Source organism: Pseudomonas gingeri, from assembly GCF_013385425.1.
Classification (GTDB): Bacteria; Pseudomonadota; Gammaproteobacteria; order Pseudomonadales; family Pseudomonadaceae; genus Aquipseudomonas; species Aquipseudomonas gingeri_D.
Window position 1 is genome coordinate 1 of the sequence record NZ_JACAQA010000015.1, and the last position, 22,349, is coordinate 22,349.

At 62.4% G+C, this 22,349-nt stretch carries 19 protein-coding genes; 6 read left to right on the forward strand and 13 right to left on the reverse strand.

The window, feature by feature from the left end; genetic code table 11:
* From HX830_RS18360 to HX830_RS18370, 3 genes are all read left to right on the forward strand, one after another.
* Positions 1–422: transketolase-like TK C-terminal-containing protein (locus HX830_RS18360; protein WP_305729210.1), on the forward strand; the 422-nt coding region annotated here is incomplete at its 5' end.
* Positions 419–2,131, forward strand: coding sequence for a glucose-6-phosphate isomerase (gene pgi, locus HX830_RS18365; protein WP_152741469.1), 1,713 nt, complete (start codon positions 419–421; stop codon positions 2,129–2,131). The genes HX830_RS18360 and pgi, both read left to right, overlap by 4 nt.
* Positions 2,132–2,223: 92 nt before the next feature.
* Positions 2,224–3,852, forward strand: a complete 1,629-nt coding sequence (locus HX830_RS18370) for a methyl-accepting chemotaxis protein (protein WP_177101727.1) — start codon at positions 2,224–2,226, stop codon at positions 3,850–3,852.
* 21 nt (positions 3,853–3,873) lie between these two features.
* On the opposite strand, the gene HX830_RS18375 is transcribed toward HX830_RS18370, so the two are convergent.
* From HX830_RS18375 to HX830_RS18410, 8 genes are all read right to left on the reverse strand, one after another.
* A complete protein-coding gene (locus HX830_RS18375; protein ID WP_177101729.1) occupies positions 3,874–5,100 on the reverse strand; it encodes an MSMEG_0569 family flavin-dependent oxidoreductase in 1,227 nt (408 codons plus the stop codon).
* 32 nt (positions 5,101–5,132) lie between these two features.
* Positions 5,133–5,459, reverse strand: a complete 327-nt coding sequence (locus HX830_RS18380; protein ID WP_152741466.1) for an MSMEG_0570 family nitrogen starvation response protein — start codon at positions 5,457–5,459, stop codon at positions 5,133–5,135.
* 1 nt (position 5,460) lies between these two features.
* On the reverse strand, positions 5,461–6,489 hold the full coding sequence (locus tag HX830_RS18385; RefSeq protein ID WP_152741465.1) for a sll0787 family AIR synthase-like protein: 1,029 nt from the start codon (positions 6,487–6,489) through the stop codon (positions 5,461–5,463).
* Positions 6,482–7,042 carry an MSMEG_0567/Sll0786 family nitrogen starvation N-acetyltransferase gene (locus HX830_RS18390; protein ID WP_152741464.1) on the reverse strand — a complete coding sequence of 187 codons (561 nt, stop codon included), beginning with the start codon at positions 7,040–7,042 and terminating at the stop codon, positions 6,482–6,484. Before HX830_RS18390 ends, HX830_RS18385 begins: the two co-directional genes overlap by 8 nt.
* A gap of 14 nt (positions 7,043–7,056) precedes the next feature.
* A complete protein-coding gene (locus HX830_RS18395) occupies positions 7,057–8,157 on the reverse strand; it encodes an MSMEG_0568 family radical SAM protein (protein ID WP_177101731.1) in 1,101 nt (366 codons plus the stop codon).
* Positions 8,150–9,106 (reverse strand): Nit6803 family nitrilase, encoded by a 957-nt coding sequence (locus HX830_RS18400; protein ID WP_177101738.1) that lies wholly within the window; start codon positions 9,104–9,106, stop codon positions 8,150–8,152. Before HX830_RS18400 ends, HX830_RS18395 begins: the two co-directional genes overlap by 8 nt.
* A gap of 112 nt (positions 9,107–9,218) precedes the next feature.
* On the reverse strand, positions 9,219–9,701 hold the full coding sequence (locus HX830_RS18405; protein ID WP_152741461.1) for an MSMEG_0572/Sll0783 family nitrogen starvation response protein: 483 nt from the start codon (positions 9,699–9,701) through the stop codon (positions 9,219–9,221).
* 259 nt (positions 9,702–9,960) lie between these two features.
* Positions 9,961–10,410, reverse strand: a complete 450-nt coding sequence (locus tag HX830_RS18410) for a hypothetical protein (RefSeq protein WP_177101740.1) — start codon at positions 10,408–10,410, stop codon at positions 9,961–9,963.
* A gap of 405 nt (positions 10,411–10,815) precedes the next feature.
* On the opposite strand from HX830_RS18410, the gene HX830_RS18415 reads away from it, so the two are divergent.
* Together HX830_RS18415 and HX830_RS18420 are read left to right on the forward strand one after the other, a co-directional pair.
* A complete protein-coding gene (locus HX830_RS18415; RefSeq protein WP_152741459.1) occupies positions 10,816–12,708 on the forward strand; it encodes a sigma 54-interacting transcriptional regulator in 1,893 nt (630 codons plus the stop codon).
* Between the two features lie 149 nt (positions 12,709–12,857).
* Positions 12,858–14,525 carry a phytoene desaturase family protein gene (locus HX830_RS18420; protein ID WP_218171329.1) on the forward strand — a complete coding sequence of 556 codons (1,668 nt, stop codon included), beginning with the start codon at positions 12,858–12,860 and terminating at the stop codon, positions 14,523–14,525.
* Between the two features lie 73 nt (positions 14,526–14,598).
* Here the strand turns inward: HX830_RS18420 and HX830_RS18425 are convergent, their stop codons facing one another.
* The 3 genes from HX830_RS18425 to HX830_RS18435 all read right to left on the reverse strand — a co-directional run bounded on the left by HX830_RS18425 (position 14,599) and on the right by HX830_RS18435 (position 18,532).
* Entirely contained in the window at positions 14,599–16,047 is a 1,449-nt protein-coding gene (locus tag HX830_RS18425) for an aldehyde dehydrogenase family protein (protein ID WP_177101744.1), read from the reverse strand.
* A gap of 117 nt (positions 16,048–16,164) precedes the next feature.
* Positions 16,165–17,181 (reverse strand): zinc-dependent alcohol dehydrogenase family protein, encoded by a 1,017-nt coding sequence (locus tag HX830_RS18430; RefSeq protein ID WP_177101746.1) that lies wholly within the window; start codon positions 17,179–17,181, stop codon positions 16,165–16,167.
* Positions 17,182–17,254: 73 nt separating this feature from the next.
* Positions 17,255–18,532: a serine hydrolase domain-containing protein gene (locus HX830_RS18435; RefSeq protein WP_152741455.1), complete on the reverse strand. Its 1,278-nt coding sequence runs from the start codon at positions 18,530–18,532 to the stop codon at positions 17,255–17,257.
* Between the two features lie 116 nt (positions 18,533–18,648).
* Between HX830_RS18435 and HX830_RS18440 the strand changes: the two genes are divergently transcribed.
* On the forward strand, positions 18,649–19,563 hold the full coding sequence (locus HX830_RS18440) for a LysR family transcriptional regulator (protein WP_152741454.1): 915 nt from the start codon (positions 18,649–18,651) through the stop codon (positions 19,561–19,563).
* A gap of 17 nt (positions 19,564–19,580) precedes the next feature.
* Here the strand turns inward: HX830_RS18440 and HX830_RS18445 are convergent, their stop codons facing one another.
* Together HX830_RS18445 and HX830_RS18450 are read right to left on the reverse strand one after the other, a co-directional pair.
* The gene (locus HX830_RS18445) at positions 19,581–20,864 is read right to left on the reverse strand and encodes an MFS transporter (RefSeq protein WP_177101748.1); all 1,284 of its coding nucleotides are present in this window, start codon (positions 20,862–20,864) and stop codon (positions 19,581–19,583) included.
* A gap of 82 nt (positions 20,865–20,946) precedes the next feature.
* Positions 20,947–22,308: an outer membrane beta-barrel protein gene (locus HX830_RS18450; RefSeq protein ID WP_152741452.1), complete on the reverse strand. Its 1,362-nt coding sequence runs from the start codon at positions 22,306–22,308 to the stop codon at positions 20,947–20,949.
* Between the last annotated feature and the right edge of the window lie 41 nt (positions 22,309–22,349).

The window sequence follows — 22,349 nt, forward strand, 5'->3', positions numbered from 1 at the left end:
TGCAGATCGACAACATCAGCCGCGGTGGTTATGTGTTGAAGGATTGCGCGGGCGAGCCTGAGCTGATCCTGATCGCGACCGGTTCGGAAGTGGGCCTGGCGGTGCAGGCGTTCGACAAGCTGACCGAGCAGGGCCGCAAGGCTCGTGTGGTGTCGATGCCGTGCACCAGCATTTTCGATGCCCAGGATGCGAGCTACAAGCAGGCGGTGTTGCCGCTGCAGATCGGCGCGCGCATTGCCATCGAAGCCGCCCATGCCGACTACTGGTACAAGTACGTGGGCCTGGAAGGTCGTGTGATCGGCATGACCACCTACGGCGAGTCGGCGCCTGCGCCAGCCTTGTTCGAACACTTCGGCATTACCCTGCACAACCTGCTTGAAACAGCGCAAGCCCTGCTGGTCAAGCCGCGGGTGGGGGAATGACCGTACAGGCGCCGCAACTGGCGCCTGACGGACACTACCCGGCCAAACACTATCTGCACCCCCTCGATGCGACCGGCCTGGCCTCCTGGCAGGCGCTTGAGGCGCATCGGCTGACCATGCAGCACTTCAACATGCGCGAGGCGTTCCAGGCTGACGCCGGGCGTTTCAACGAGTTTTCCGTTTCCGCTTGTGGGCTGTTCCTGGATTACTCGAAAAACCTGATCACCCGGGAAACCCGCGGGTTGTTGGTCCGCCTGGCGCGGGAGGCCGGGGTGGCGCAAGCTGTCCAGGCGATGTTCGACGGTGAGCCGGTCAACGCGTCGGAGCGCCGCCCGGCACTGCATACCGCCTTGCGCCGACCGGTGGGGGATCGGGTGATGGTCGACGGACATAACCTGATGCGCGATGTCCACGACACCCTGGCAAAAATGACCGATATTGTCGGCCGCATTCACAGCCGGTTATGGCGTGGCTACAGCGACAAGGCGATCAGCGATGTGGTCAATATCGGCATCGGCGGCTCTTTCCTGGGGCCGGAGCTGGTGTCCGAGGCGCTCTTGCCCTACAGCCAGCAGTCCGGGGTGCGCTGCCATTACCTGGCGAATATCGACGGCAGCGAGTTCCATGAACTGACGGCGCGGCTGGATGCCGAAACCACGCTGTTCATCGTCTCCAGCAAGTCCTTCGCCACCCTGGAGACCTTGAAGAACGCCCAGGCTGCGCGTGCCTGGTTCCTGAGCAGCGGCGGTAACGAGCATAAGCTCTACCGGCACTTTATTGCCGTCACCAGCAACCGCCAGGCGGCGCTCGATTTCGGCATCCGTGAGAAGAACATCTTCCCCATGTGGGACTGGGTCGGTGGCCGTTATTCGTTATGGTCGGCGATCGGTTTGCCGATTGCCCTGGCCATCGGCATGACGAATTTCAAGGAGTTGCTCTCCGGTGCCCATGCCATGGACCTGCACTTCCTCCATCAGCCGTTCGAAAGCAATATGCCGGTGCTGCTGGCGATACTGGGCATTTGGTATCGCAATTTCTGGGAGGCCCAGGCCCATGCCTTCCTGCCCTACGACCATTACCTGCGCAACTTTGTCAAACACCTGCAGCAGATGGATATGGAGTCCAGTGGCAAGAGCGTGCGCCAGGATGGCTCGCCGCTGTCCTGCGCTACCGGGCCGGTGATCTGGGGCGGTGTCGGCTGCAATGGCCAGCATGCCTATCACCAATTGCTGCATCAAGGCACGGCGTTGATCCCTGCGGACTTTATCGTTCCGGTGGTCAGTCACAAGCCGGTCGCCGACCATCATCACTGGCTGTACGCCAACTGCCTGTCGCAGAGCCAGGCGCTGATGTGCGGCAAGAGCCTGAAGGAGGTCGAGGTCGAGTTGCGCGCCAAGGGCCTGTCGAAAGCCAATGTGCAGCGCCTGGCACCGCACAAGGTGATCCCGGGCAACCGTCCCAGTAACACCCTGGTGATGGAGACTCTGGATCCCCGACGTCTTGGCGCGTTGATCGCGTTGTATGAGCACAAGGTTTTTGTGCAAGGCGTGGTGTGGGGCATCAACTCTTTCGATCAGTGGGGCGTGGAGTTGGGCAAGGACTTGGGCACGAACGTCTACACCCGCCTGACCGGGTTCGATATTTCTCCCGCCGACGATGGCTCGACCCAGGGCCTGGTCGACTACTTCCGCCGACGTCATCGCGGTTGAGCCAGACAGTCCTCCGCGGGCGAGCAACAGGTTCAGGTTGTTCGTCCGCGAGGGCCGGCGCTCGTGCCCAATTTATTTGCCTGGAGTGATATATGCTTCTCAGAAAGCTGAATCTCGCGCCGCGTTCGGTTGTTTGTTTTGGACTTTTTTGCCTGTTGATCATTGGCATGGGCTTATTCGCCTTGAGACAGGCCTCTGCACTGAATGATGCTGAAGGCCTCGTCGAGGGCAGTGTCCTGCCGACTGTCCAGGTCCTGGGAGAACTCGATAAAAATGTTGTCCTGGTCCGCACTGACAATGCCCACTTGCGTAACCCGCTCGAAACCGAAGAAGTCAATGCCCATAGCCTGGAGGAGATAGCGGTGCTACGTGTTAGTACCGGGGAGAAGATGAAGCGCCTGTCAGCGCTGATTGTGACGTCGAAGGATCGAGCGTTGTTCGACGAGTTGGAAGCCAGCATACGGGCCTTCAATGTCATCGAAGACCAGTACCTGGCCTTTATGACGGCCAACGATTTGATCGGTGCCAATCGCTTTACCCAGGCGCAGGTGCGCCCCAGGATCGACAAGGTGTCCTCCGGTATCCGGGCCCTGATCGAGCAGGGTCAACTCAAGGCCAGGGATGCCGGCGAGGCGGCAAACGCTGTCTATCGGCAAACACGGATCATGGTCAGTGCGCTGATCCTGGTGTCATTGATTGCCACGCTGCTGTTGGCCTGGCTGTACACCCGTAGTGTCATGGCGCCTCTGAACCAGTCCCTGGAGATCGCCCGGCGTATTGCCCGTAACGATCTCAGCCAGCCCATTGTGGTGAAAGGCTCGGATGAACTGGCGCAACTGTTGCTGGCGCTGACCACCATGCAGGCCAACCTCCGCGAGACCATCACCCGGATTGGCGGGTCGTCGACCCAGTTGGCCGCGACCGCCGAGCAGCTGCAGGCGGTGACGGAGGAGGCCGCCAGGGGGATGGTTCGCCAGGACAATGAAATCGCCATGGCCGCCACGGCGGTCACCGAGATGAGCGCCGCGGTCGATGAAGTGGCCAGCAACGCGGCGCAGGCCTCGGCTGCGGCGACCACCTCAAGCGTGACGGCTTCGAGCGGTCGCAGTCGCGTTGATGACACCCTCGGCGCCATTGGCCTGATGGTGTCGAGCGTGCAATCCACGTCCAGTGATGTGAAAAGGCTGTCGGTGATGGCCGTGGATATCAGCAAGGTGATGGATGTGATCCGCGCCATCGCCGAGCAGACCAATCTGCTGGCCCTGAACGCGGCGATCGAGGCCGCCCGCGCTGGCGAGGCCGGGCGCGGTTTTGCGGTGGTGGCGGACGAGGTGCGGGCGCTGGCCCATCGTACCCAGGTCTCTACCGAGGAAATCGAGACGATGATCGGCGACATCCAGTCCGGGACCAGCAATGCCGTGGCGTCCATGGACCAGACCACCGTGCAGGCGGAAAAAACCTTGCGCCTGGCCGAGGCCGCGGGCCAGGCCTTGAGCGAGATCACCGAGTCGATCCAGCAGATCAACGAGCGCAACCTGCTGATCTCGACGGCGGCCGAGGAGCAGGCGCAGGTCGCCCGGGAAGTGGATCGAAGCCTGGTCAGCATTCGTGACCTGTCGGCGCAAACGGCGACCGGCTCGCACCAGACGTCCATTGTCAGTGGCGAGCTTTCCCGGCTGGCCGTCGGCCTCCAGGGGCTGGTCGAGGATTTCAGACTGTAAAGAAAGGGGTGGGCCGATCCATCAGCCTTGTCGCGCCGCCAGGTGCTCCACCAGGTATTGCGCGTCCCGGGCAATACCCGAGAACCTGCCGGAGCCCCAGGTGTGCAGCCAGGGCAGGCCGAGGAAATACAAACCCGGTTGCGCGGTAACCCCACGGCGGTGGCCGGGATAGCTGCGGCCGTTGAACACCGGTACATCGACCCAACTGAAGTCCGGTTGGAAGCCGATACACCAGATGATGCTGGTGATGCCGCTGTCCGCCAGGTCCAGTTCGCGTCTTTCGGCCTGGGGGGCCCAGAGCGGGATGTAAGGCGTGCCGGGCGGTGCATCGATGGCGTTATCGGCAATGTATTTGTCGATACTGCGGTTGATGCGGTTGTACACCGCGTCGGCGGCATCCAGGTTGGCTTCCAGGTCGCCGGCGAATTTCAGTGTGCTGCCGTCCAGGCGGTCCAGCCGGCCGAACAGTTCCATGCCTTCGCTGGCGAAGCGTCGCAAGTCGATATCGCGCCCGCCGTCACGCCCGGTGACGTAATGGTTGGTGTTATCGCGTACGCCCTCGCGCAGTGGGTGGGTGTCGACGCCGATATCGTAGTAGCCCATCTGCGCCAGCCAGTCGACCACATCCTGGCCGCGATAGAAGCGGGCGCAACGCGGCGCTTCGCCGACCGCCAGGAACACCTTGCGCCCGGCCAGGTGCAGGTCCTCGGCGATCTGCGCCCCGGATTGCCCGGAACCGACCACCAGCACCGCGCCTTCGGGCAAGGCCTGGGGGCTGCGGTACTGCTCGGAGTGAATCTGGCTGATCGCGGCAGGCAGGCGTTCGGCCAGTCGCGGGATGATTGGCGTGTGGTAGCCGCCGCTGGCCACAATCACCTGGTCGGCCGTGAAGTCCCCCACCGAGGTGTTGAGCAGGTAGCCACCCTCGGCGCGTGCGCTCATGCGCAGCACCGCCACCCCTTCCTTGACCGGAGCCTTGACCTTGGCGATAAAACCGTCGAGGTAGTCGATGATCTGGGCTTTTTTCATGAAGCCATGGGGATCGTCACCCGCATAAGGATGGCCGGGCAGGGCGCACTGCCAGTTCGGCGTCACCAGGCAAAAGGCATCCCAGCGCTGGTTGCGCCAGGTGTGCGTCAGGCTGTGTTTTTCCAGGACCAGATGGTCGATGTCCCGTTCCTGCAGGTAATAGCTGGCGCAAAGTCCGGCCTGGCCGCCGCCGACGACGATGGTTTTGTAGTGTGTCATGTTGAAATCCTCCTGAGGGATGAGCGGAGCGGTCAGAGATCGCCAAAGCCTGAGTAGTGAACCTTGCCAGCGCCCTGGTTGCTGATGTCCAGTACTTGCACTTGCGCGTCCGGATCGGCAAAGGCCCGGGCCCTCAAGCGCAGGCCGCCCAGGCTGTCCATGGCCGAACTGCAATAGAACCCCTTGACCAGTCTGACCCGTTCCGAAGCCGCGTTCAGGCCGGTTTCCGCCCGGTGCAGAAACTCGCCCATGACGTAGGAACGGCCTGCTTCGAGGTGCTCGTAGATGATGGTCGAGGGGGAGTAGGCGTTGCTTTCCTGGCCATCGGGCCAGCGCAGGCGAATGTTGACGGCGGGCATGTCAGTGTTCCTTTGAGACGGCTGAATGTTGGAATTCGGGGTAGCTGAATCCGGTGAAAGGCTGGCTGGCCAGGTCCCAGAACTCATGCTGTTCCTTGCCCTGGCTGACCCGCAGTCGGGCGCTGTCATCGACCGTGCCGATGGCGGCGCAGTGAATGCCTTCGAAGGCAAAGGCGGCCTCGACGGTGGCCAGGTCCTTGCGCGCCAGGGTGAGCAGGAAACCGTAGCTGGGGAAGGCTTGCAGCCAACGTTCCAGGGGCGCACCGGCGGGCATGGGCAGGGCGCCGAGGTCGATTTGCGCACCGCAGTGGCGAGGCTCCAGCAGCATCAGCAAGGTGCCGAGAATCCCGGCGTTGCTGATGTCCTTGGCGGCCAGCAGGAGACCGGCTTCGGCCAGGCGCGGGATGACTTCGAGTTTTTCCCGCAGGTGCTCGGCGGGCACGTTTTCGAAGGCTTTCCAGTAGGGCGCTTGACCGTGCCACTGGCCGTCAAGGTCCACGGCCATGGCGATGATCTGGCCTGGTGCGACGTGCAGGGTCGACAACAGACTGCGGGCCCAGCCGCTGATCGCCACCGCCAGTGCCGCCGGGTTGCCCGCGGCCTGGCTGGTGTGGCCGCCGGCGAGGATCAGGCCGTAGGCCTGACAGGCATCACGGATACCGGCCAGCACGCTGTCGGCGGCCAGGCTGTCATGGTGCCAATAGGCGTTGACCACGGCGTTGGCGCGACCGCCCATGGCAGTGATGTCGCTGACATTGGCCATGACCGCCGACCAGCCGGCGAACCAGGGCGCCTGTTCGACAAAGGCCGGGATCATGCCCTCGATGGCGAGCAGTTGGTACTGGTCGCCGCAGCGAATCGCCGCGGTGTCGTCGCCTGGCAAGGCGTAGAGATCGTCGCGGCTGGCCGCCGTGCTCGGCAGTGCCCGCGCCGGGTGCTGGATGGCTTGCTTGGCACGCATCGCCGGGGTGTCGCGCAGAGTTGCCAGCAGGTCTTGCAGGGGCGTTTCGGCGAGTGTCGGATTAGCCATGCTGGCGGACCTTGCGGGGCAACAGCGCGACTTGCCGTGGCATGAAGGGATAGCACTCCAGCCGTGCCTGCATCAGACAGTGCGGCTGGCCGAGCAAATCCATGGGTTGCAGGGTCCGCCAGTGCAGGCTGTGGAAGTAGCTTTCGTTGGCGTGCTGCACGGTGGCCAGGAAGGTCTGGCAGCCGAGGTCGATGGCCCGCGATACGGCTTCGTTGACCAGCGCCTTGCCGATCATGCCGTGACGCCGGTAGGCCTGCTCGACACACAGGCGCCCGCCATACCAGACGCCGGGGGCGCTCTCATAGATACGAACGGCGCCGACCACCTGCTCGGGCATGCCGCAGTGATGGGCCACGGCAACGATGGGGATGGCCTGGAAGTCCTTTTCGTCCTTGTCCTGGGCCAGCAGTTGTTGCTCGGTGCTGAATACGGCTCGGCGCAACGCGTAATAGTCCTGGCGCTCCCAGGCTTCGGCGGCGGGCTTGACCAGCAGGTCGTCGGCGAGAAAGTCACTGAAGGTGCTGTCGATCAAGGCAAAGGCATGTTCGGCCATGGCGGCTACTCCGGTTACTCGTGGTGTTTCAGTGCCGAGCAGGCGCCGCATTTGGCGCAGCCGGCGTTGATCTGATCCGAGTGCAGGCCGTGCTTGCGCAGGCTGGCGCCGATGCGCGGATAGAGCCGTTGCATGAAGGCGCTGTCGGGCTTGGGGTGATGGGCCAGGGGCGTGCCATCGATGGGCACGAACGGCACGACGAAGGGGTACACCCCGAGACTGGCCAGGCGTTCGCTCATCTGCGCGATGGCGTCTTCGCTATCGCCCAGGCCGGCGAGGATGTAGGTGCTGACCTGGCCGCGGCCAAAGACCTGGACGGCGGCCTCGAACGCGCTGAAGTAACGTGCCAGCGGCACCTCGGCCTTGCCCGGCATGATGCGTTGGCGCACGGCGTCGCTGACTGCCTCCAGGTGCATGCCCAGCGAGACCACGCCGCTGTCCTTGAGGCGCTGGAACCAGACATCGTCGTCCGGCGGCTCACACTGGGCCTGAATCGGCAGGTCGACGACGGCGGTCACGGCCGCCGCCGACTCGCAGAGGATGGCCGCGCCCCGGTCGGAGGTCTGTGGGGTACCGGTGGTCATGACCATGTGCTTGACGCCATCCAGTTCGACGGCGGCCTTGGCGACTTCAGCCAGCTGTGTCGGGCGCTTGCGGGCAATGGTCTTGCCCGCGGCGAGAGACTGGCCGATGGCGCAGAACTGGCATGAAGTGGCGGCGTCGTTCATGCGGATGCAGTGCTGCAGGATCGTGGTCGCCAGCACGTCCTTGCTGTGCAGGGTGGCGACTTTCCAGTAGGGCGTGCCGTCCGCGGTGCTCAGGGCATAAAAGTTCGGCACCCCGGGCAATTGCACCTGGCCCACCTGCAGGCCTTCGCGAAAGATCAACGCCTGGCTCCCGACCGCATCGGGAATGGCGGAGTAGGGCGAGTCCAGGGAGGCGCGGTTGAGCATCGGCACCATGGCGGTGTGTTCGCCCAGGCTCAGCGCCTTATGGTCCGAAGGCCCGGCGCCACCTTTGCGCGACAGGCCGTCGGCGCCTTGCCAGCGCACGCCGTGGCATTGCAGTTCGGCCAGCAGGTCACTGCGGGCAGAGGACGCGATCAGGTTATTCATGGGCCTGCCCCTCGAAGCTTTCGCGCCGCTCATGCAGGTGTGCGGTCGGGCGCCGATCAATCAGTAGGCTGAGCAATTCCGGGCGGCTGTAATGCCCGACCGAGTCCATCATCCGCTTGCGTTTATTGATCAGGTTGAAGTCGAGGTCGGCAATCACCACGCCTTCACCACTGCGCAATGGCTCACCCAGCAGCTTGCCTTCCGGCGAGACAATGGCGGTGAAGCAGCCACCGGAAATCGGCTCCAGGGCACAGCCGGTGTCGGCCATGATCCGGGCCTGTTGTTCGGGGTCCAGCCACGCCGTGGCATTGACCACGAAACAGCCGGATTCCAGGGCATGGTGGCGGATGGTGACTTCAATCTGCTCGGCGAAGATCTGTCCGACCAGGGAACCGGGGAACATCGCCGCGTGGATTTGCTCGCCGTCGGCCATCAACGCATAGCGTGCCAACGGGTTGTAATGCTCCCAGCAGGCCAGCGCACCGATGCGCCCGACGGCACTGTCGGTGGCGCGCAGGCCGGCGCCATCGCCTTGGCCCCAGACCATGCGCTCGTGGTAGGTGGGGGTGATTTTGCGGCGGTGTTGAATCAGCGTGCCGTCGGCATCGAACAGCAGCTGGGCGTTGTAGAGCGTGCCGCCGTCACGCTCGTTGACGCCGATGCAGGCGACGATCCCGGCTTCCCGGCAGGCCTCGCCCAGTTGTCGGGTCACATCGGACGGCACGCTGACCGATTGCTCCAGCAGTTGCAGATGTTCCCTGCCCATCGCGAAGGGCGGTTGGACAAAGGAGAAATAGGGGTAGTAAGGCACCACGGTTTCCGGGAACACCGCGAACTGAACGCCCTCGCGGCCCAGGTCCAGGAGCGTGCTGCAGAGCTTCGCCACCGTGGCTTCACGGGAATACAGCACGGGGCTGAACTGGACGGCGGCGGCGCGGATAGTGGGCATGTCAGAGATTCCTGTCGGGGGATCGGCTGTTGAATGGCGTTGGACGTGGCGATGGCGTTCGAACGCGCCATCGCACGCAAACCCGGTTCCTTTTACGAGTCCGGGGGCTGCCTTACGCGGTCCAGGTATCGATGATCATGGCGCCGTCACGCCGCATCAGCAGGCGCAGATCCATCACGTCCAGCGGGTTGATGGGGCGGATGCCTTCGATCAGGGCTTTTTCGGTCTGGCCGTAAAGGGCTTGCAGGGCGAAGCGACAGGCGTAGACCTCACCGCCTTCGGCCATGAAGGCCTTGATCTGGTTGTTCACGGCCAGATGGCCGGGGAAGGCTTCGGCGCCGAGGGTCGGAAAGCCGCGCTGTACGCCCAGTTGCACGCCAGGTCCGTAGAGCAGGATCTTGGTTTCGAAGCCTTTGCGCAGCAGGCGTTTGGCTTGCAGCAGGTTGACCAGGCCGATGGACCCTTCGAAGGCGATGGTGTGGAAGGTCATCAGGGCCTTGGCGCCCGGTTCGGCTTTGACGTCTTCGAAGACTTTCTCTTCGTAGTTGACGAGAAAATCGCCGTCCTGGTAATGGGCAATGTCCACGTTTGGCATGTTGTCGTCTCCGTTAGGGTTGCTGTTATCGATGGCCGGGAGTGGCGGATCGTTGCAAGGCCTAGAGCGAAGGACGTGCCAGTTTTTTAGGGCGCCTGAAGGCTGTTTTTATCTGTTTGAAAGATATAGATATTTTTTAATTTCAGGACGATTTCGAAAGGATTTTGAGCCATGGATCGGCTACGTAATTACGTAGTAATACGATTTTTCGTAGTGGGTTCGACGAGAGTTCGTATCGCGGGGCGAGTGACTCGGTTCCTTAAGGGGCCGACGGCTGCAACGCTTGGGCGTTCGGATGAAATAGCGGGCCATAGTAGGCGCGACCACTATAAAGGTGCGGGCCGAAGGCAAAGCCTTTCTCCAGCATCGTGTTCATGTCGGCCTCGGTGATACGCATCACGTAACTGCGTTCGGTGGTGATCAATGCGCAGTTCGCCCCCTGGGCTTCGCGGATATTGAACCACTTGCCAGGATCGGCGTGTCCGCTGGGAAACCAACGGCCGTGGTAGTCCACTCGCCATTCGCCGTCGAGCAGGATCCAGTAGTCCGTGGCCGAGGTGCCAGTCCGATCGCTCTTGGCGACGACCGTTGCGTCCTCGGTTTCCCATTCCTGCGAATGATCGATCACCCACTGCAATTGCTCAGTCGACAGCGCCGTGAAAAACGGCGTGTGCCGCAGCAGATGCAGATACGTAATGGAGGGTTTCATGGTCATCTCCTGTGTGGCATCGGGGCGTCGTGTTGCACTGCATGCTACAAGCGTTATCGCTGTGAGCAGTCCAAGGGTTGCAATCAGCAGGCACCGACGTATCGCCGCCGTGCCTGGGTGTGGGGTGAGCGTCATTGCGGTTTGGCTGGCGATCGAATGGGCATGTCGTGTTTCCGGAGGAGGGTGGGCGAGCGGGCGCCATGGTGAACCGTATTTTCAAAAAAATAATGAGGTTGAAACGGACAACATCATTCCATTTTTCTCAACTATCGGGTGTCGCTTGATACGGGTTCGATTCCCGCCTCTGATGGGCTTTTTTCAGATCAATCTGATCCTATCGGGAGGTTACGAATTTCCGTATAAATAGGCTTCTTCGACATCAGACGGTTACGGGATTTCGTAGGCATGAGCGACACTGACTTCCTCAACGGCTGGGCCGACCTGGCCTATTCCTCCCGCCATATGGTGTTCGAGCATTGCGCCGAAGCCATCGCCTTGCTCAATCCCTATGGCGACCGTTTCGGCGATTTGAACATCGCCACCTGCCAGTTGCTGGGTTACCCCCGCCAGGAGTTGCTGGAACTGCCGGTCAGCAAGCTGTTCGGTCATCAACTGGCGGACCTGATCGTCTTTACCCAGGCGGTGATGGACAAGGGCCGTGGTTGGACCGACGGGCTCAGTTGCAACTGCAAGAGCGGAGAACGCATCGAGCTCGAAATATCCGCCACGCAACTCCTGGTCAAAGGCCAACCGCAGCTGATCCTGGTGCTGCATGAGCAAAGCCGGCAGCGCTACCATCGCGACCAGGCCGAAACCGAACGCACCATGCGTGGCGGCCTCCTCGAGTGGCGCAACATCATGAACCTGTTCCAGGAAACCGAGCGTGACAAGCAGTTACTGCTCAGTTCGGTGGGGGATGGCATCTACAGCATCGACAGCGAAGGGCTGGCCACCTTCGTCAACCCGGCCGGCGCGCGCATGCTGGGTTGGGCTCCCGAGGAGATGATCGGCAAGAACATCCATCGCATCCACCACCATTCCCACGCCGATGGCAGCCACTATCCGGTCGAAGAGTGTCCGATCTACAAGGCGGTGCATGACGGCCTGGTGCATGAGGGGCGCCAGGAGGTGTTCTGGCGTCGGGATGGCAGTTCCTTTGCCGTCGAGTTCACCAGCACGCCGGTGATCAGCGACAGTCGGATTGTCGGGGCGGTGGTGGTGTTTCGCGATATCACCGAGCGGCGCACCACGGAGCTGCAACTGCAGAACGCCCTGGCCGAATTGCAGGCCCTCAAGCAGCGCCTCGAAGAGCAGAACGCCTACCTGCAGGAAGAAATCCATATCGAGCACAACTACCGCGATATCGTCGGCCAGAGCGAGCCGATCCTGAAGATCGTCCGACAGATCGATGTGGTCGGCCCCACCGACGCCAACGTGCTGATCCATGGTGAGTCCGGCACCGGCAAGGAGCTGATTGCCCGGGCCATTCACCAGGCCAGCAAGCGCCGTGACCAGCCGCTGATCCGGGTCAATTGCGCGGCCATTCCGGCGGAGTTGTTCGAGAGCGAATTTTTTGGTCATCTGCGCGGGGCCTTCACCGGGGCGGTGCGCGACCGGATCGGGCGCTTCGAGCTGGCCGATGGGGGTACCTTGTTTCTCGACGAGATTGGCGAAATTCCCCTGGAGCTGCAGAGCAAGCTGTTGCGCGTGCTGCAGGAGGGGCAGTTCGAACGGGTAGGGGAGGAGCGTACCCGCAGCGTGGATGTGCGCATCATTGCCGCCACCAATCGCGATTTGCGGGCTGAAGTGCAAGCCCGGCGTTTTCGCGAAGACTTGTTTTTCCGCCTGAATGTGTTTCCCGTCCATTCGCCGAGCTTGCGCGAGCGGCGCTCCGATATTCCCTTGCTGGCCTCGCACTTCCTCCAACTGATCGGGGCGCGCTTGAACATGCCCGGGCACCGTCTGAACAAGGGCGACATGGCCCGCCTGCAGGCCTACGACTGGCCGGGCAATATCCGTGAACTGCAGAATGTGATCGAGCGTGCGCTGATCACGGCACCCGGAGCGGAGCTGAATATCGATCTGCCCAATGCCGTGGTGCCCGGCAAGGCGCCGCTGGCCGAGCTCAATTCGCGGATCATGACCGAGCAGGAACTACGGGCGCTGGAGCGCGACAATCTGCGCGCGGCGATGGCGGCCTGCAGCGGCAAGTTGTTCGGCAAGGACGGAGCCGCCGAGCTGCTGGGGATCAAGCCGACGACCCTGGCGTCGCGCTTGAAAAAACTGGGCATTGCCTAGAGGGCGGCCTGGTTTGTCGGCCGGATTGCCCGCCTTGAACATGCTGTATTCCTGGCTATCGATAGGAAGTGAATTTCATACCCGACCCCTAATCCCTCCTGGGGATTGGCGCTAGTGTCACTGCAAAATCGCGACCCCTGGAGTAGAAAATGCCGCCGATCGATCGTCGAGACTTCCTCAAGGCCGCAGTGGCCATTCCGGCGGCGTTCGCCGGTCTTGCGGATCCCGCCCTGGTCAACGCCAGCGATACCCCGCAGGCAGCGGTAAAGCGAACGCCACTACCCTCCGGGCAGTTCGACTATGTGATTGCCGGTGCCGGCCATAACGGCCTGGTCTGCGCCGCTTATCTGGCCAAGGCGGGCTACCGGGTATTGGTCCTCGAAGGCGATTCGGTGATCGGCGGTGGCTGCAAGACCACCGAGCCGCTGCTGCCCGGTTTCAAGGAAGACCTGTGTTCCAGCGTCCACGGCGTTATTCTCAACAATCCCCTGATCCGTGACCATGAACTGGACCTGGCGCAATACGGCTACGAACTCCTGTACCCGGATGTCGTGTTGCACTATCCGTTCCTGGATGGCGCGTCCTTCACGGTGTTCCGCAATGATGTAGAGCGTACGGCCGCTACCATTGAGCAGGTATCAAAAAAGGATGCCCAGACCTTCAGGCGTGCAGCCACGGCCCGTGCCGGTCTGTCCGCAATTACTGCCGAAGCGGCGGCCAGTTCGCGTGACGGGATCTACCTGCGTCGACTCGGCGAGATGAGCGGCTTCACCGCCGCCAAGGCGGTATGGGAAAGTCCTCAGATGCGTGCGGCGGCGCTGTCGGGCGGGCGGTTTTTCGGGCCGAACGGCAGTGATTACGGCACCGGCAAGCAGGCGTTCTCGATGCTCGATCACCTCAAGGGGCGGCCCATTCCCAGAGGCGGCTCCGGGATGTTGAGCGTGGCGCTTGGGCGTTTTATCGAGGCGCACGACGGGGTCATTCTCACTGGCAAACCGATTGTCCAACTGGTGATAGAAAACGCTGCATGCAAAGGCGTCGAGTGCGCCGATGGCACGCAATACCGGGCTAGCAAGGGGGTGGTTTCCAGCATCCATGTCAAGCACCTGATCGATATGGCTCCGCGTGAACTGTTTGGTAGCCCGGTGCTCGATGGCGTCGATCTCATGCAACCGGAAATGGCCATGTTCCAGTTTCATTTTGCTTTTTCGCAGCAGCCTGAATATGCGCTGGCCTCAGGAGGAACCATTGCCAGCGTTGAGGCGTCGTTGATGGAAGACCCCGCGAGCATCTTCACCCTCAGCCCGGACGACGCCCATGGCGAGCTGAACATTGCCGACTACCCGCTTCAGGTGTGTCATCCATCCGTTTTCGACAAGACGCGGGTGCCGGCCGGGCAGGGGTTGTTGAAAATCGAAGGCTGCATGCCCTACAACCTCAAGGCCGGGCCGGAGCACTGGGATAGGATCAAGGACCAAATCGCCGATACCGTTTTGACCCGCTACATGGGTTACACGACGAACCTGACCAAGGATAAGTTGCTCGCCCAATACCTGCTGAGTCCTTTGGATATTGAACGGATGAACCCTTCGATGTGGCGCGGCAGCGCGCATCATTTCGACAATCGCGGCGGGAACTTCGCCCCTTGTCGCATGGGCATCCTCGGGCTTTATCAAACAGGTGCCTGCACGGCTCCCGGCGGCTCAATCAGCGGTTTGCCGGGACGCAATACGGCGCAGGTCGTGTTGCAGGACCAGGGGCTTGATCTAAAAGAAGTGGTCGGCAGGCAAACGCCGAACCGCCAGGCTTCGACTTAGTCGGGCGTCCGGCGGTTCGGCGTTTGCTGTGCGGACGGCGTTCCATGTGGGCGCCGCCCATTATCTGGCCTGTTTAGCGTTGGCCGAAAACCTGCAGAATCTGTTTGTACTCCATGAAGTCATCCAGGCTAGCCAGGCCACCGAGGCGGCCTTGTCCGCTGTTCTTGAAACCGCCTTCTTCGAACTCGACTTGCATGCCGGCCCAATCGTTGATGCAGATGTGACCGGCATCGAGCTGACGTGCCACGCGAATCGGCTGGTTGACGTCGCGGCTCCAGATGCAGGCGCTCAGCCCGTATTCGCTGTCGTTGGCCATGGCGATGGCTTCAGCTTCGGTGTCGAACACTTGCAGCGTCTGCACCGGGCCAAACACCTCGTCCCGGGAAATCGCCATTCCAGCAGCCGGCACTTCCAGCAGTGTCGGACGGTAGAACGCGCCACCGGCCAGCAGGCCTTCGCTGATCAAGCCACCACGAACGATGGCTGTGGCGCCGTCGTCGAGCGCGACCTTGACCATCTGATCCACCCGTTCGGCCGCCTGGCGGTCGATCAAGGGGCCCATCTGGCTGGAAGGGTCCGCGGCCGGCCCCGGTTGCACGGCCGCCAGTTTTCCCGCGAGCCGCTCTTTCAGTTTTTCCGCGATGCCGCGCTGCACCAAGATTCGGCTGCCGGTCACACAGAACTGACCGGCAAACACCGTCGAGGACGCAACGATGGCGGGCACGGCGGCTTCAAGGTCAGCATCGTCAAACACCAGGTGTGGGGTCTTGCCGCCCAGTTCCAGGCCGATGCGCTTGAACTGCGCGGCGCCGGCAATGGCGATCTGGCGCCCGGTCGAGGTGCTGCCGGTGAAGCTGATCACCGGAACGTCAGGGGAATCCACCAGAAACTTCGCGCCTTGCGCGCCGCTCTCGACAAAAATATTGACCGCGCCCCGGGGAATCTCTGGAACGCTGGCCAGTATCTGCGCGGACAGCCAGGCGGTCTGCGCCGCTTGGGCCGGCAGCTTGACCACGGCGGTACACCCGGCGGCCAGGGCGGGGGCGAGGGCGCGGATCAGCAGAAACGCCGGAGAGTTCCACGGCACGATCAGGCCTGCCACGCCCACTGCCTGGCGCAGCACCATGGATTGGGTACCTGGGCGCGGTTCGGCCACTCGACCAAAGGTGTGCAGCGCCAGGCCGGCGGCAAAACGCAGGGCGCGGACGATCTGCATGGCTTCGAAACCGGCCTCGGTTTTCAGCTTGCCGTTCTCGGTGGTCAGGCAGTCGATCACCTCTTGCGAACGACGCTCGTAGACATCGGCCAAGTGACTGAGGGCGGTGGAACGCAGCATCGCGTCGACTTTCCAGTCGCTTTCGAGAAAGACCTGCCTGGCGGCCGCCACGGCCTTTTTCGCTTCGGCCAGGCCACCGTCATAGAACGTGGCGAAGGCTTCTCCAGTGGCCGGGTTGAGGCTGTCGCGCAGTTGCCCGCTGTCCATCCACTCGCCATTGATCCAGTGCTTTGCTAGCTGTTCCATGTGAAAACCTTTGCAAGGGTAAAGAGGTAGAGAGTGCTGATATTGGTGTTTTAATTCAACAAAAATCTGACATTGTAGGATTTAGTTAAATTATCGCCGATATAAATCGCCAACCGATCATCGAACCTTGATCGCGACCTTTCCGAAGTGCTGGCCTGATTGCAGGTATTCGTAGGCGGCAACGGCTTCATCGAACGGGAAGACCTTGTCGATGGTCGGCACGATCCGGTTGATGTCGACGAAGCGCACCAGGTCTTCGAGCATGGCTCGGCTGCCCGCCGTGACCCCCACCAGCCGTTTGGCGCCGCCGATCAGCATGCCGGGTTCGATCGATACACCACCGCCACCACTGACTCGACCAATGACGACGACGGTTGCGCCAGGACCGGCGGCTTTGAGCGAGCGGGCCAAGGTGTCTTCGCCACCGACTTCGACCACCAGGTCGACGCCGCTGCCGGCGGTCAGCCGCAGGACTTCGTCCTGCCATTGCGGTGTTGTGCGATAGTTGATCGTGGCGTCGGCACCGAGGGCTTTGACCCGTTCGAGTTTTTCGTCCGAAGACGAGGTCACGAGGGTGAATAGACCCGCGGCCTTGGCCAGTTGCAGCGCCCACAGCGATACACCGCCGGTGCCGAGGATCAGCACGCTTGCGCCCGGCTTGGCGGCTCCGGCAACAAACAATGCGTTCCAGGCGGTCACGCCCGCGCAGGACAAGGTCGCAGCCTGCGCCGCGCTCAGGCTGGCGGGGGCTCGCGCAAAAAACGTCTCGCTGGCGACGATTTCCTCGGCGAGGGTGCCGTCGAATTGAGCACCGAACGAAACAGCGGTCTTGTCCAGTGACAGTGCACCGTCAATCCAGCGTGGGTAATAACTGGTGATGACGCGATCACCGACCTTGAAGCGAGTGACCGACTCGCCCATTGCGATGATTTCCCCGCAACCATCCACCAGCGGGATGATCGGCTCGCTCGGCGGGTTATAGAACTGACCCCGGGCGAAACTGAGGTCGCGGTGATTGAGTGAGGTCGCCTCGATTCGCACTTTGATTTCGTGAGCGTCGGGCGTGCGGGCGCTACGCTCGACGGGTTCGAGCCCGACAATGCCGCTACCGGCGAGGATTTGATAAGCCTTCATTGGGTGTCCTTGATGTCGATCAGGTGATGGATTCGAAGGCCACGGCATTGACCGTGCGAGCCGTGGCGGCGAGTCAGGCCGAGTAGGCGGCATGACGCAGTGCGCTGGGGAAGTCCCCGCTCATGCCGGCGACCGCGGTATTGGTCAAGGTGACGACACTCAGGCGCTGCACGGGGTCGACCCAGAAGTTCGTGCCGTAGACGCCGGCCCAGTTCCAACTGCCGGCCCGCAGGGGCAATTTCGCCGCCAGCGGATCTTTCAGCACGGCCACACCGAGGCCCCAGCCAAACCCCGGACCGGCCGCCGCGACCGGCAGATCGCCAATGGCATTGCGCGTCATGACCGCCATCGTGTCCGGGCGGATGATCCCCGCGCCGCCGGTACGGATCGCTTCGACGAAGCGCAGATAATCCCTGGCGGTACCGACCATGCCGACGCCGCCCGAAGGAAAGGCGTCACTGTCGAAGGCCCGGGCGGGTGCATAGGCAATCGCACCGGGGCCGAACCGAAGCGAAAATGGGTCGCTCATGCGCTTGGGCCGAGGCGATGCATCACCGTAGGGGGTGGCCAGCACGGTGCCGGGGGAGGCCACGAATTTGAGGCTGGAAGCACCCAAGGGGGTGGTAACGATCTTGCCTACCGCTTCGGGTAAGGTCATGCCGGTCACCTGCTCGATGACTGCGCCGAGCACATCGATGGCAACCGAGTAGTGCCAGCCGGTTCCCGGCTCGAAAAGCAAGGGCGCCGAGGCGATGCGTCGAAGATTCTCTTCGAGGGTCAGGCCGGATGCATCCAGCCCGTCGGAAACGCCGAGCCGATGGTAGGCCCCGTCCGGCGTTTCAAGAAAACCATAGGACAGGCCCGCCGTATGGGTCAGCAAATGGCGCACGGTGATGACCGGTTCGCGTCCGTCCGCGAGCTTCGGCCGAAAGTCGGGGAGCCAGCGGGTCAGCGGATCATCCAGGGTGAGTTTGCCCTGGTCGATAAGGGCCAGAGCCGTCACGCAGACGATGGGCTTGGTCATCGAGGCCAAACGACAGACTTCGTCTTCTTTCATCGGGCGCCGGGTTTCCCGGTCGGCGAAACCGGCCGCGCGCCGGTAGACGACTTCGCCGTCTTTCGCGGCAATGACCGTTGCTCCGACAATCTGGCCACGGCTCACGGCGTTGAAGATAACCTCGTCCATGGCCTCGGCTCGATTCCACGCCGATTGCCCTGTGGCCGCCGCCAGGGCTTTGGAGAGGGGGCTGGCAAGTGCCGCGCCCAGACCACCGATGGAGGCCGTCACGAGTAACTGGCGCCGGGATAGTTTTTTAGTGTCTGCCGCGTTTTGACGTGTTGTGGGCTTCATGACCGATTCCTGTCTCCAGCATGATGAGGTTATTGCTCCACACTTTATCTATTCACTGGTAGGGTGATAATGTGCCGATCTGGCGATTCAGTTTTTAATCGGAGTGAGGAATTGAAATGCTTGATCGGATTACCGGCATGCAGATTTTTTCCCATGCCGCCCATCTCGGCAGCCTGTCGGCCGGCGCCCGACAGATGGGCGTATCGCCAGCGATGGCGACCAAGCATGTGGATGCGCTGGAACTGCGCCTGGGCGTGCGGCTGTTCCATCGCAGTACGCGCAAACTCACCCTGACGGAAGCGGGTCAGCAATATCTGGAGGCGTGCAGCCGGATCCTGCCTGACCTTGAAGATGTAGAAGCCATGATCGCCTCGCAGCGTGTGGAGGCGAGCGGGTTGCTGCGGCTCAATGTGCCGTTGTCTTTCGGGGTGCGCTTCGTCGCGCCGTTGTTGCCGGAGTTCAACCGCCAGCACCCGGGCGTCACGGTTGACCTGGGGCTCAATGATCGCGTGGTGGACCTGATGGAAGAGGGCTGGGACCTGACGATCCGGGTGGGGGCCTTGAAGGACAGTCGTCTGGTGTCGCGCAAGCTGGCCGACAGCGCCATGGTCGTCTGTGCCGCTCCCGATTACTGGAACCGACATGGACGTCCCGGGCGCTGGGCCGATTTGCATACGTATAATTGCCTGAGCTTTACCTTGTCGAACCTGTCGCGTCCTGACGAATGGCGCTTCGGCAAGGAGGCTGACAAGCGTGTGGCGATCAAGGGCAGCCTGCGCACCAACAACGGCGACGCCCTGGTCGCCGCCGCCGTCGCCGGGCTGGGGGTGCTTTACGAACCGGAGTTCATCGTCACGGACGCCATCCGCCGGGGTGAGCTGGAGCCTGTCGCCCTGGACGCGCCGTCGGCCGACATGGGCGGGATTCACCTGGTGCGTTCGTCCGACCGAACGCCGCCGGCGAAGGTCCGGGTTATGGTCGACTTCCTTGTCAATGCGTTCAATCCGCTTGCGCCGTGGTCGCTGCCTTGAAGTCCATCACCCTGGCTTCAGTCGGGTTTACTGTCGACCAGCCCGGGGGCCGGGAATGCCTGGGCGGCTATGGCTTTGCGCTTGCCCGGCAGGGTTTCCTTCAAGAACAGGCTGACCACCAGGCCGATCCCCAGGCTGCCCAGAGCCAGTAACAGGGTTTTCTCAATGCCGTAATGCTGCGCGATAAAACCCGCCAGTGCCGGCGCGACAGCCCCGCCGAACAATTCCGCGGCACCGACCACCAGTCCGGTCGCGGTGGCGATCTGAGCCGGCGATACCGACTCGCTGGTCAGCGGCCCGTTGATCACGCAAATCATGCTGAAGTTGAAGAAGGTCGTCATGAACAGGAGGCCGAACAGTTTCAGCGGTTCGGCGCCGGTGTTGATCAGCAGCCACAAGAACAGCGCGGTGGCCACGAATGACAGCAGCAGTACGGGTTTGCGTCCAAGTCGATCCGACAGAGTGGGCACGATCATGTCCCCGGCGAAGCCACCGAAGCCGATGGCCGACATGACGAAGCCCATCTGCGCGATGCTCAGGTGCAGGTAATCGGTCAGGTAATTGGCCGTCATCACACTGACGACAAACAGGCAGGTCAACGCGCAGCACATGGCGATGATGTTCAGCGGCATGTTGCGATGGCGCAGGACGGTCAGCCAGCTGTGCTTCTCGACCGGCTCAGCGGCGACTGTCGCCGCCTTGGCAACCTGGGGCCGGGTTTCCTTCAGGTGGCGGTAGATCAACCAGGCCAGCACGAAGCCCGGCAGCGCCACCAGCGCGAAGACCCAGCGCCAGGACGGCACCACGGCGAGCAACTGGGTCGCGATGATCGGCGCCAGCCCCAGGCCGAGCAGGGGAAAGAAGCTCAACTGGATACCCATGTTTCGACCCCGGCGCAGCGGATGGGAGACTTCGGCATTGGTGGCGATCGAGGTGGTGGTAAACGCCCCTTCGGCGATCCCCATGATTGCCCGGATCATCAGCAGCGAGGCGATGCCCGTTGCCAAGCCCGACACGCCGGCCAGGAGTGAAAAGACGATCAGCGAGGGGATCAGCACCTTGCGTCGGCCGAAGGTGTCCGAGATGCGCCCGATCAGGATGGAGGACAGCGCCCAGGCCATGGCCAGTACCGCCGAAATATTGCCCAGGTCCTGATAGTCCAGGGCCAGGTCCTTCATGATCGCGGGGAACAGCGGCAGGATGATGAAACGGTCCAGTCCGACCAGGCCGAAACCGAAAGCCAGGAGCAGGACGGCTTTCCATTCGTAACGCGAGTCCCATGCAGTCTTGTTGTCATTCATGGTTCGGGTTTCCAGATTTGAGGATGAGGTGTGCCCATGGCCCGGGGGTTCCCGGGGCCAGGTGCGGCTAGGGAACAGCGGTTTAGAAGTAGAACAACGCGTCCATGCTGGCGGTCAGTTGATCTCGGTCGCGGCCGTTGCCAAAGGGGTGGTCCTGGCTGTTGCCGTCGAACCAGTCGTAACGCAGTTCCGGGCGTAGCGAGAGGTAGCGGTTGAGGTCATAACGAAAGCCGGCGGTGACGGCGTTGAAGTCGCCACGGGCGCTGCTGACCGGGAACAGGGCGAAGCCGTCCGGGTCGCTGAAATGCTCGCCACGCACCGAGAACGCCAGGTCCTTGCGATAGCGATACGTCAGCACCGCGTTCGCCCCCCACCACCGGGCCCCGTCGAAACCCGGGCCGTTGACGATATCGATGGTGCTCGGCTTGCCGTCGCCGGCCTGATGGCCGTAGAGCACCTCGGCGCCCATCGACCAGTGTTCGTCGAACCCATGCCAACCGTTCAACGAATGCTGCTGCTTGAGTTGGCCGTTGGGTGAGATCAGCCGCTCGATCGGAGCCTGGACATCGTCGGTGCTGGAGTTCTCCTCGTTACCGACGACGAACTCATAGTCGACCCAGGTTTTCATGTCCGGAGTACGCCAGCGCACGGCACCGGTCAGGGTTTTGCTGTCGTTGTTGTCACGCAAGTTGTTCCAGCCTTGCACCACGCCCAGCTCGACCCCCAGCACGCCGCTATCGTTGCTCATCAGGCGGGTGCCCATCAGCACGCCGGAAAAGGTCCCCGGCTCCGAGACCAGGGCGTAGGTCTTGGTCGCGAAGGCATTGCGCGCCTCACGGATATCCGGTGGGATTTCGTAGCCGATACCCGGGCCGAAGATCCCGGCCATGACGGTCAGGCCGGTGCCGATCGGCAGGTAGGCGGTAGCGGCCAGGTTGGGCACCGCCAGAAACCGTTGCTTGTCGCGTTGGGCCTTGGCCGCGTCATTGTCGCCTGGGGCGTTCGCCGCCCAATGCATGTCCCAGCCGAAGGTCCGGGCGAACTGCGCGTTGCGCCCGTAGTTGCCTTCGAAGGTAAATCCGAACGAGAACTTGTCGGGTGTCGGACCGGGCAGCGGGGTGACCCGAGGGATCATGTTCGAGTCCAGCGGTTTGTCGACGAACAAGTGCAACGAGCCGAACTCCAGGCCTTCGTCGCCGGCGCCGATCACCGGGAAGTTGCTCATTCCGCCCTGGCGCTCGTTCGCGGTGGAGCGATTGTTCCTGGAGTAGGTGGTTTCCGAAAGCCCCGAAACGATGATCCCGGTTTCCTTTTCCAGGCTGTCACCGAAAAGTGAGGTAAACAGGGCGCCTTCGCCGCGGTCTTCGGATGGCGCGGCATGGGCGGTGAGCGTTACGCAGGCGGCCAGAACCGCACCAAGCCGTGAGATCTTGATGGTATGCATTGCCTTTCTCTTGTTTTTATAGGTAGGCGAATCCGCTGCCC

Coding starts and splice junctions, on each gene's coding strand:
- pgi (WP_152741469.1), top strand. CDS start 419: ATGACCGTACAGGCGCCGCAACTGGCGCCTGACGGACACTACCCGGCC.
- HX830_RS18370 (WP_177101727.1), top strand. CDS start 2,224: ATGCTTCTCAGAAAGCTGAATCTCGCGCCGCGTTCGGTTGTTTGTTTT.
- HX830_RS18375 (WP_177101729.1), bottom strand. CDS start 5,100: ATGACACACTACAAAACCATCGTCGTCGGCGGCGGCCAGGCCGGACTT.
- HX830_RS18380 (WP_152741466.1), bottom strand. CDS start 5,459: ATGCCCGCCGTCAACATTCGCCTGCGCTGGCCCGATGGCCAGGAAAGC.
- HX830_RS18385 (WP_152741465.1), bottom strand. CDS start 6,489: ATGGCTAATCCGACACTCGCCGAAACGCCCCTGCAAGACCTGCTGGCA.
- HX830_RS18390 (WP_152741464.1), bottom strand. CDS start 7,042: ATGGCCGAACATGCCTTTGCCTTGATCGACAGCACCTTCAGTGACTTT.
- HX830_RS18395 (WP_177101731.1), bottom strand. CDS start 8,157: ATGAATAACCTGATCGCGTCCTCTGCCCGCAGTGACCTGCTGGCCGAA.
- HX830_RS18400 (WP_177101738.1), bottom strand. CDS start 9,106: ATGCCCACTATCCGCGCCGCCGCCGTCCAGTTCAGCCCCGTGCTGTAT.
- HX830_RS18405 (WP_152741461.1), bottom strand. CDS start 9,701: ATGCCAAACGTGGACATTGCCCATTACCAGGACGGCGATTTTCTCGTC.
- HX830_RS18410 (WP_177101740.1), bottom strand. CDS start 10,410: ATGAAACCCTCCATTACGTATCTGCATCTGCTGCGGCACACGCCGTTT.
- HX830_RS18415 (WP_152741459.1), top strand. CDS start 10,816: ATGAGCGACACTGACTTCCTCAACGGCTGGGCCGACCTGGCCTATTCC.
- HX830_RS18420 (WP_218171329.1), top strand. CDS start 12,858: ATGCCGCCGATCGATCGTCGAGACTTCCTCAAGGCCGCAGTGGCCATT.
- HX830_RS18425 (WP_177101744.1), bottom strand. CDS start 16,047: ATGGAACAGCTAGCAAAGCACTGGATCAATGGCGAGTGGATGGACAGC.
- HX830_RS18430 (WP_177101746.1), bottom strand. CDS start 17,181: ATGAAGGCTTATCAAATCCTCGCCGGTAGCGGCATTGTCGGGCTCGAA.
- HX830_RS18435 (WP_152741455.1), bottom strand. CDS start 18,532: ATGAAGCCCACAACACGTCAAAACGCGGCAGACACTAAAAAACTATCC.
- HX830_RS18440 (WP_152741454.1), top strand. CDS start 18,649: ATGCTTGATCGGATTACCGGCATGCAGATTTTTTCCCATGCCGCCCAT.
- HX830_RS18445 (WP_177101748.1), bottom strand. CDS start 20,864: ATGAATGACAACAAGACTGCATGGGACTCGCGTTACGAATGGAAAGCC.
- HX830_RS18450 (WP_152741452.1), bottom strand. CDS start 22,308: ATGCATACCATCAAGATCTCACGGCTTGGTGCGGTTCTGGCCGCCTGC.